Source organism: Roseateles sp. P5_E1 (genome assembly GCF_054049335.1).
In genome coordinates, this window is the sequence record NZ_JBFUMN010000520.1 from 1 (window position 1) to 507 (window position 507).

The window sequence follows — 507 nt, forward strand, 5'->3', positions numbered from 1 at the left end:
TGGCTATTCCGAACTGGTGGGCCAGCGCACCGGCATGCGCTTCAAGGCGTCCGCGGCCTCCTCCAGCGTTTCGGCCCTGCAGGCGGTGTGCGAACACGACGCCGACCTGATGCTGCTGCTTGGCGAACTGGAGAATGCGCCGTGCCCGCTCAGCGCCTCCCCGCCGTACTATCGCGGCGAGACACTGGTGGCCGTCCGTCATGCCGGTGCCGCGCAGATCGGCCTGGACGTCAGCCCCCCGCACCGGGTTGCGGTGGTCCAGGGCAGTCGCTATCCGCAGTGGCTGCAGGCGCACTATCCGCAAGTCCAGGTGATCACTGCCACAGACCTGTCCGGCGCGCTCTGGGCAGTTGAGACCGGGGTCACCGATGCCGCGCTCGGCCTGGACATCCTGATCCGCCCGCTTGTCCGCCGCGAGCATGCCGACAGCCTCCTGCTGCGCAGCGCGCCGGACGGCATGCCGGGCAACGTCCGTCTGGTCGCGCGCGCCGCCGACCAGCACATGCT

General features: G+C 70.0%; 1 protein-coding gene. It reads left to right on the plus strand.

Annotation, left to right across the window (positions count from 1 at the left end):
* Positions 1-507, plus strand: a 507-nt coding sequence (locus tag ACXJKJ_RS32420) for a hypothetical protein (protein WP_457395874.1), incomplete at both ends; no start/stop codon positions are given.